The following is an 8342-nucleotide window of genomic DNA, read 5'->3' as shown; positions in this document are numbered from 1 at the left end:
CGCGAGCGCCTGTTTTTTAACAGGGTAAACAACATGGGGCATTAGCGTTATGCAACATTTTTGTTTCATTGTCCGTCAAAGTATTGGGATTTGAATAATATCCCAAAAAATACACAGTTTAGGAGGCGCCTATGGATTAGCCAAATAGCTTTAGAAAGTTTGTTTAACAACAAATGAGATGACTCCAATTAGAATTAATAACAACAAGCCATAACCTAAGACTTTTAAGCAAACTTTCAACATTTTATCACACACCTCTTTTTGATTGATCTAACCAAAATTTTACTTTTGAGAAAAGGAGAATGTCAAATCATGAAAAGAAAAGCGGTCTTGTTGTTAATTTCTATGGTTATGGTTTTTTCTTTAGCATCTAGTGTATTTGCTAAAGATGGAAGTAATCCACAAATGCTGACTAAAGAAGATGCAATTTATTTAAGCGATCAACTAAACAAGTTTAAACATGAACTGACGCCTGCTACTGAGGCAGAACCATATAAGGAGGTGGATCTAGGAAGGGGATTTACGTATGTTGCTGAATTAAAACAAGTGACACCTTCTATTAGACCGTTGGATTCTTCCAACCAGCAGACGAATGAAATTGTCTCCACCCAAGGTGTAAAGAACCCCATAGGCTGGTATTTAATGAAAATGGATTTTCATACACGCTGGACCTATGACTTTGATAAAGTAATAAGTGGGTACTCTTGGATAACCACTGATAATGGAATAGGTTATACATTTAAAGCAAGTAATGTATACGGACCTTCTAGAAATAATGGGGACAGAGACTGGGATTGGACAGGAGTTGCTACTTTCGCTATTGTTGTTGGTGGCATAGACATAAGTACATGGAAATTTACAACGTTACATGACGTAAAATACAACGGACAATATGCTTGGAGATTCGAGTAATAGTGAAGATAAAAAAATTCGCGTTCCCTCTCAAATTCGGCCATTAGAGGCGATTTTGATTTCGTGGAACAATGCAAAAAAACGGCTCTTGTTCGCATTCTTGCGGCAAGGGCCGATCTTCATTTTTCTCTGGATTTCTCCAAATAGCTGGTCACGTTATGTTTTTGGAGGGCCAAACATCTGTACAAAATCGGGATTTTATACAGATGTACCACCGGAACCGGTGAGCGAGATCCTAGCGGTTCCCGATCGATCCGGATAGAACAATATGGAAGGGGCGGACGAGCAGCTGCTGGCATGCATGGTGAAAATGGAAAGGAGGAATCCAATTGTTTGTTCACTGGTTCGATCTTATTTTGCTGCTGATACTTTTCATATCAATTGGAGCTGCTATTACCCTAGCGGTTTTATTTTTCTTAAAAAAGAAGAAGCCGAAGCCGAAGCCGTCACCGCGCAGCGGCCGGAACGGAGTGGAGGACCCGAAGGGTTGACGAGCGGTTCCCATTGCCGACGCTTGACACCGCCATGCCCCTATGGCATGGCCCGCCCCCTTTAGGGCGGGGGGGAAACGGGATTGCAAAGGGCTGTGGCCCTTTGCGCTTCCCCGGAGGGGACGGGAGGGGCGACGAGCTGGAGCAGGCGGGAGAACAATAAAAGCCGATCAATTGACCGGCTCCACAAGATTTTAAAGGATTTTTGACTAGATACGTCGAATTTGTCCCATAAAACGAGAAAAGACGCCCTCACCGCCAAGTAGAAGTCGTCTTATCCCGTCCGTATGGAATTGCCCCTCTGCAGGGGGGTTTATTGCCTATAGGCAATATCCCTATTCAAATTGCTTATAGTCAATATTCTACCACAGGGGCGGCAATTCCTCCATAGGAGGATTTTGTCGATGAAAAAGAAAGAGCTTTTAGGACTAACTGAGGTTTTGACTGGTCTTGTCCAGGCTGGAGCTGCTGCCGACGAGATTATCAAAACGATTAGAAGCCAGAACCTGCACAAAAATAAAGAATTCGTGATGTTGTTTCGAACGATCCGGGCATGGATCGAGAGCGATAATCCGGAAATTAAGCTGACTAATCCGGAAAAGGCTTTGCTGTTTACCGTCTTGCCTTACGTGAATTGGAACAACCAAATAGAGCTCTTACAGAGTGACATGCAAGCTTTGTGTGGCTATAAAGATCGTTGGCACTTTGGGGAACTTTTGAACAGTTTGGCCAAAAAGAACATACTCGAAAAAGTCCAAGTTGGTAAGCAGAATTATTGGTTTTTTAACTCATTACTAGTTAAGCGTGGAAATGATCCCGATAAACGAAGATACATAAAGTTCAACCTTAAAAACTAGCTATATAGCTGGTTTTTTTTGTTTAAAAAAAAGTAATTGTAAATTGTTTCCAATACGAGGGTATATACCCTCATAATAGGAGGGGAAAACCCCTCGTATTGGAAATTGATTCCAGTATCGAAAAACCTAGTAATATCAATGGTTTTAACCATTTATGACACTAATTTTTTTGTGTGTTCTTCTTTATCTATTTAAGCATTTTCTTCGAAGCATTCCCCCCATTCTCGCCCCCCCAAGGGGGCTGCGACCAGGGCAGCGCCCTGGACCGTTTTTTCAACCCCACCAACCTCCCCAATCTTGGGGAGGCTCCCTCGCCGGGGGGCAGGTTCCCGAACGCAAGGTTCGGGAACGGCTTATAGGGTCGGCAATGGGAACCGCTCGTCAACCCTTCGGGTCCTTCACTCCGTTCCGGCCGCTGCGCGGTGACGGCTTACGTTTCTACACCTCACCAAACGCTTGAGATTGCCCTACATTCGATTTTTACTGCGCGGTTAAGGGGTTAATGAGGCGTTAACTGAAACGGCCGTTTGTACGGCTGCGTGCGGGCGTGCTGCAATATGAGTTTTGCGACCTGCTGTCCGAGGTGACGGCGTGTCCAGACGCTTGAAAATGGTTTCTAATCGGCTTTTCGATTGGAGGAAGTAGTTTTATTCGTCTTTTGTCTGCAAGCCCTGAGAATCGATTTTTGGGGCTTTAGGAAGCTCGGACAATCGATCCAGCGTTTTTCTATACTTTTTCATTCCTTTACGGGCGAGCTCTAACGCTTTGTCCGGTTCTATTGTTTTTTCGGACTTCATAAACGAGACCATCCTTTCCCTACGGTGTAGCAAGTTTTTTCCGGAAGCGAGGCACAGCGCGAGCTCCGAGGAATGGCTTGCCGTAACCGCCGCCGTATCCTGTGCCGATCCTTTTGACATAGCTCTCGCCGTATGGCGATCTGGCCTGTCGTCGGTGTTTTTTTAACGCTCCCATCCTCGATCCCGGTCACGCTCCGGATATTGCGCACGCTGGCGCATTCGTTCTCGAAACTGTTCTTGCTGCATTTTCTGGCGTTCCTGGCTAATCGCTTGGAAAGCTCGGTCGATTGCCTTCAACGTGCCCTGCAGGACGGAAATTTGTTGTTTGATCCTTGGCGCTTCGCTGGCCGGTGGCGTGCCGCGCTGCTCCACCCGGATCACCTGCTCCACACGCTGAATGTCCCGTTCGAGCACGTCATTGCGGTTTTGGTTTGGCTTGGTCAGGCGTTGCCATAGGTTTTTCGGGCGCAGCTCGTCCTGTTGCTTCCGGAGTGCGGCCAGCTCGTCTTCAAGCCGCTGGACTTTTCCGATCTGCTCAAGCTGGCTTTCCAGCTTGCCTATGTCCCCTTTGACGTTTTGCCGCTGCCAGTACAACCGGCTGTACTCGTCTTCGAGCTGCTTCGCGCTTTTTGGTGCTTGGGCGCGGGAAATTTCGGCCATGACCTTCTCGCGTTCCTGGGCGTAGGCTTTCAGGTCGATCACCATGCTGTTGTGCGCCCGTACCGCTCGGTTGATGGTTCCCCGATCGGTGATAATCCCGCGTTCCTCCATCTCGCGGACCGTCGGCCCTTCGTGGATCGTCGGCAGCCGGTCGCTTATGCCCTGCTGCTCGAAGCTCCGATGGTCGATCCGTTCCGGACGGTTATTTCGCTCGAACACGCGGTTCACTTGTTCGGCCCATGCTGCGCGCCACTGGCCGAGCAGCTCGCGGTCGTTCCACTCGCGTACTTTTTGGCCAAACCCTTCCGCGCGGATCTCCCGCGTGGTTAGCATGATGTGCGCGTGCGGGTTGTTCGGATCGTCCCGGTGGACCGCAATGTCGGCAATCATCCCGCGTTCTACAAATTCGCGCCGGCAAAAGTCCTTCAGTTCTTCCAGCTGCCGGCGCGCGGTAAACTCTTTCGGCAGCGCGACGTTGATTTCGCGGCACAGCTGCGCGTCTTTTCGTTTCTCGGCCTTCTCGACTTCGTTCCATAGCCGGTTGCGGTCGTGAACCCATTCCGGAGACTGCGCCGGGGCGAGGATCACGGTTTCCGGCCGGACTTCGCGTTTGTAGTGCTTCAGCTCGCCGGTGCGCTCGTCGGTCAGGCGCTCGCCGCTGCGGTAAGCGGCCATAGCAACCGCGGACCGCCCGGCGCTGCGGGATGCCACTTGCGCGGAAAAGTGATAGATCGCCATCGGTGCAGTTCCTCCTTTGCCGTTGATCGAAAACGGAATCGCGTCATACGCGATTTTCGTTTTCGTCGCTTCGTGAGAAGCGAAGGGGTGCAGGGTGAAACCCTGCCGCACACATTGCGAAGCAATGTATAAGTGCGCCCTTGCACTTCGTTTCGGGATTATTGTACCACATGCGCCCCATGTGAGAAAGCGCAATTTGTTGTTTTCCACGCGGCACATTATGCGGTAAAATTATGATGGGGAGTGTGATATGGATGGAGATATCGAGAGCACAGCGCATAAGAGAAGCAATGAGACAGGCAGAGGCTAGTTCGGCAATCGAGGGTTTGGAAATTTCAGAACGCGGCAATGAGCTGATTTATCGTTTTTGGAATGGCGAAATGGATCATTCGGAATTTTTACGTTTATCTTTGGAGCTGGCAAGAGGGGGACGGTTAGGGTGACTGAAAAGAAGCGTCGTTCTCCGGAAGAACGGTTGGCCGAGCTGAACAAGAAGATGGAGCAGCTCAAGGCGCAGAAGCAGCGCGTTCGGGCGCAACTGAGCCAGAAGGAGCGTAAAGAGCGGACGCGGCGGCTTATCCAGATCGGCGCCATTTTTGAAAAGCAGTTTCCGAAGATGGCCGAATTTTCGCTGGAACAAGTGAGCGAGCTGGCGGCTGCGCTCGGTGAGCTGGTAAAGAAGGAGAGACAGGCGGCGCAAGCTGCCAAAAAGGAAGGTGTATCACAATGACAGATAATGACTCATTAGCCGGTGAAAGCGAGGAACGGATTTTGTACCTCGCCCGGATCGGCGCGATCTTCGAGCGCTTGTATCACATTCAGGATTTACATGATGCGGAATACAGGGCAATGACCAATGCCGGATTTACGGCGAAGCTGCTGGCCGAGGTTGGCCAGAACAATCCGGAAATCGAACGGGCCGTGCGTGAACATTTGCTTCCGGATCGGAGGAGCTGGCGAGCCTGGCTGCTGGCCGAGGAGGAAAACCGGAAACAAAATGAGTTCGTGGAAGCATACATTCAAAAGCATTTTGGATCCGATCCGGAAGATCCGGTATTAGCTACGTCGGAAGCGTTGACGGCTTATCATCGGTCGCAGGGTTTAGAATTTGGTCCGGACGAAGAAAGTTTCATACTTCCGGATCGAGCAGACGACGGCGCATGATCAGGGGCGACGTCGTTTTTTTTTTATACTTTTTAATCATTTTTTGGGAACGTTTTAAAAAATACGCCCGCCGCCCGCACTCCCCTGTTTTCTTGGTGGAGAGCTGGGGGATGCGCCGTTTCAACCCCATGTACTCGCAGCTCTGCACTCTGTTTCGACCCGCGAGTACATGGGGTTTGAAACTAAAGAAACGAAAGCAATAAACGCACATTAGGAAGGGGATAGGGGGAGTGCGGGCGGTGGGTAGACAAGGTAAGGAAGTGAGGAATAGGAAAAGGTAGGACAGAGGGTGGGTGGGTGAGTGTTGGTGGTAGGCAGGAGTGAAGGAGAAACGAGGTGGGGTTAAAGGGGAGATTGTAGAAAAGATTGAGGAGAGGAGAAGTAAGAAATTAGGGGGAGGTTGGTCCAAGAGTGATGAAGGGGAAATTGAGGAGAGAAGGGGGGAGAAAGGCTACAAGAGGGTTTGACCATAGGTAAGAAGGGTTTTGAATAACACGTGTTAAGGTCGAATGATTTACGGTTCCCGTTTACAGTTCCGGAATACAGTTCCGTTGTGAAAAGAGAAAAAATACTGATGTATCAAGTTTTTTTGAATGGGCCGGGGGCTGTTTTTAAAGGGGAACTGTAAACGGGAACCGTATATTATCAAAAAATGGTTAAAAAGTGCTTTCCTGAAAATGGGATAACGTTGTAAAATTATTCCAAAGTATTATTGGGGAGGTATTTTTTGCGATGCGGATTGTTAATCGTTCTTTGCGTTTCGAAATCGAAGATCACATGAAACAGCATGGATATAACATAAATCAATTGGCGGAACTTAGCGGGATTAATCCAGGAAATCTAAGCATGGCTCTGAATGGAGTTTCCCGGTCAATGACGATCAACCAATTGGACGCTCTAGGCAAAGTTTTCGGAAAGGTGCCTGGTTGGTTGTATGAGCTGTACACAGAAGAATGTATTTCCGATGAAAGATTGTCCCGGCCGCGGTTAGTTTCCTACTTGGTGCGCTGTGCGGAAGTAGGCCGAAATGATTGTATTGACGCGGTTGTATCTAAAATTCTTGATCATTCGAAGAACGTCAAAATCATTTTTTCGGCAGCAGAGAAACTTTTTTATAAGGGGAGAAATGGAGAAGCGGAACGGTTTTATGAGATTGTTGTCAGTGCCGTCAAAGACAGCTTTTCTGAAATGCTGGCGATGAGTCACTACCGGTTATTTTCTATTGCAACTCGAGGTACGGATGCGGAAAAGAATTGGAAGGCTGTTATCCGATTCGATCCGTTTCGAAACCGTCTGCCGGAGAATGACCAGTTAGATGCGGTTTTTCAATTAGCGCGAGTCTGTTATTCGTTGAAAAAGTGGAGTGAGGTTGAAGAATATGCGGGCGAGCTGGAGCTGTTAAGCACCACTCTGTGCAGCCAAGAAGAAATAGCTCCTAAACGACATCCCGTTTATTATTACGGTATGGGACTTCTGTATAAAGCAGCTATTGCAGAAGAAAGAGGATTATTTGAGCTATCGAAAAAATATGTACTAAACTATGCCAATTTGGAATGGTTTGAACCCCTTGACGAATCCGGCCAAAACGAAGTAGAGCGGTTTAAGACTTGGGGGAAAGCGAATTTATACACGCTTGAAGTTTTAACCGGGAACGAACGTATTATCGACGAATATGCCGACTATTTGGCGAGTCTTAACCGGTTGAATGACGTTGTGGCTGGGTTGAACAATATCATTGCGTCTGCGAATAAATACGGATTTAATGTTGATCGTGTGCTGGCGCGTTTTTCCGGCTCGATTGCACGTTTCGATTTATTTAACGGTGATCCGATTCTTTCGGATCGACACCTTCAATATAGGTATCACAAAGCTCTTTATGCTTTCAGACAAAACCGAGTTCCAGAGGGACTCTATGAGACTTTGCGTTGTCTTTCCTTGGCTAAACAAATGAAAAAATATGAAGACACTTTTCACTGCATTTCACTTTTTGAAAAATATCGAGAACATGCATCAGTTGAACAATTGAAAGCTTATCGATTGGCGGTGGTGGGAGAGGAGGTGTAATCCAGAATGAAGGCTTATATCCTGGCTATGGTCATCGCCTTGGGGCTATTTAGTACAGCCGGGCCTTTTATACCGGGTCCAAGTGATGGCCCCGTATTCAAACCGCTTGATCATCATGGTACAGAAGGTTAAATGTTGAATGTATGAACAATCAAGCACCCATCTTTGGAGGCATTCTGCTCAAAGCAGAATGCTTTTTTTTGTCAAAAAAAATACTTCATAAAACAACAAACCCTTATTTTGGAAGCGCAATATTATAATTGGATTCAGGAGATGGGTGATATGAACAATAAAAAATTAAAGCGGAAAATCAGAAAATTACGGCAGCAATTGATACGGTTGGTGGAGAAAAAGGGTTCGTTTTCCGACAAGGAGGTGGTAAAGCTTAGCCAGCGCCTAGATCGGTATATCCTGGTGGCTCAAAAATCTTCTTCTAAGCTGAAGCTGAAGGTGTGCGGATAATGCAATATGAAAAATTGTTGGTCGGGGAAAGCCAGGAACGGGTTCTGTATCTCGCTCGGATCGGCGCGATATTCGAACGGTTATACGGCATCAAGGATTTACACGACGCGGAATATAGAGCAACGATAAGCGCTGGTGTTACGGCCAAAATGTTGTCAGAGCTTGGTTACAGTAGTGAGCGCATCGAGAAACTTTTA

General features: G+C 47.6%; 12 protein-coding genes. 10 read left to right on the top strand and 2 right to left on the bottom strand.

The window, feature by feature from the left end; translation table 11 throughout:
* Positions 1–312: 312 nt before the first annotated feature.
* Both PEH01S_RS33430 and PEH01S_RS33425 read left to right on the top strand, forming a co-directional pair.
* The gene (locus PEH01S_RS33430; RefSeq protein WP_127490370.1) at positions 313–912 is read left to right on the top strand and encodes a hypothetical protein; all 600 of its coding nucleotides are present in this window, start codon (positions 313–315) and stop codon (positions 910–912) included.
* 895 nt (positions 913–1807) lie between these two features.
* Complete coding sequence (locus PEH01S_RS33425; protein ID WP_127490369.1) at positions 1808–2260, top strand: hypothetical protein; 453 nt, start codon at positions 1808–1810, stop codon at positions 2258–2260.
* 647 nt (positions 2261–2907) lie between these two features.
* Here PEH01S_RS33425 and PEH01S_RS34940 read toward each other — a convergent pair.
* Complete coding sequence (locus tag PEH01S_RS34940; protein WP_164828132.1) at positions 2908–3057, bottom strand: hypothetical protein; 150 nt, start codon at positions 3055–3057, stop codon at positions 2908–2910.
* 162 nt (positions 3058–3219) lie between these two features.
* Positions 3220–4455 (bottom strand): MobQ family relaxase, encoded by a 1236-nt coding sequence (gene mobQ / locus PEH01S_RS33420; protein WP_127490368.1) that lies wholly within the window; start codon positions 4453–4455, stop codon positions 3220–3222.
* Positions 4456–4709: 254 nt separating this feature from the next.
* Here mobQ and PEH01S_RS33415 point away from each other — a divergent pair, with 254 nt between their 5' ends.
* The 8 genes from PEH01S_RS33415 to PEH01S_RS35215 form a co-directional block, all read left to right on the top strand.
* On the top strand, positions 4710–4898 hold the full coding sequence (locus tag PEH01S_RS33415) for a hypothetical protein (protein WP_127490367.1): 189 nt from the start codon (positions 4710–4712) through the stop codon (positions 4896–4898).
* Positions 4895–5185, top strand: a complete 291-nt coding sequence (locus PEH01S_RS33410; RefSeq protein WP_127490366.1) for a DUF3847 domain-containing protein — start codon at positions 4895–4897, stop codon at positions 5183–5185. The genes PEH01S_RS33415 and PEH01S_RS33410 overlap by 4 nt, the downstream gene beginning before the upstream one ends.
* 41 nt (positions 5186–5226) lie before the next feature.
* The gene (locus tag PEH01S_RS35685; RefSeq protein WP_164828130.1) at positions 5227–5619 is read left to right on the top strand and encodes a hypothetical protein; all 393 of its coding nucleotides are present in this window, start codon (positions 5227–5229) and stop codon (positions 5617–5619) included.
* 320 nt (positions 5620–5939) lie between these two features.
* Positions 5940–6086, top strand: coding sequence for a hypothetical protein (locus tag PEH01S_RS34935; protein ID WP_164828131.1), 147 nt, complete (start codon positions 5940–5942; stop codon positions 6084–6086).
* A gap of 265 nt (positions 6087–6351) precedes the next feature.
* Positions 6352–7683, top strand: coding sequence for a helix-turn-helix domain-containing protein (locus PEH01S_RS33400; protein ID WP_127490364.1), 1332 nt, complete (start codon positions 6352–6354; stop codon positions 7681–7683).
* A 6-nt stretch (positions 7684–7689) separates the two neighbouring features.
* Positions 7690–7815, top strand: a complete 126-nt coding sequence (locus PEH01S_RS35965; protein ID WP_281281561.1) for a hypothetical protein — start codon at positions 7690–7692, stop codon at positions 7813–7815.
* Between the two features lie 150 nt (positions 7816–7965).
* Entirely contained in the window at positions 7966–8145 is a 180-nt protein-coding gene (locus PEH01S_RS33395; RefSeq protein WP_246063141.1) for an aspartyl-phosphate phosphatase Spo0E family protein, read from the top strand.
* The coding region (locus PEH01S_RS35215; RefSeq protein WP_127490362.1) for a hypothetical protein at positions 8145–8342 on the top strand (198 nt) is incomplete at its 3' end. The genes PEH01S_RS33395 and PEH01S_RS35215, both read left to right, overlap by 1 nt.

It is taken from the genome of Paenibacillus ehimensis NBRC 15659 (genome assembly GCF_004000785.1).
GTDB classification, from domain to species: Bacteria; Bacillota; Bacilli; order Paenibacillales; family NBRC-103111; genus Paenibacillus_G; species Paenibacillus_G ehimensis.
This window is presented reverse-complemented; position numbering and strand designations above follow the sequence as displayed.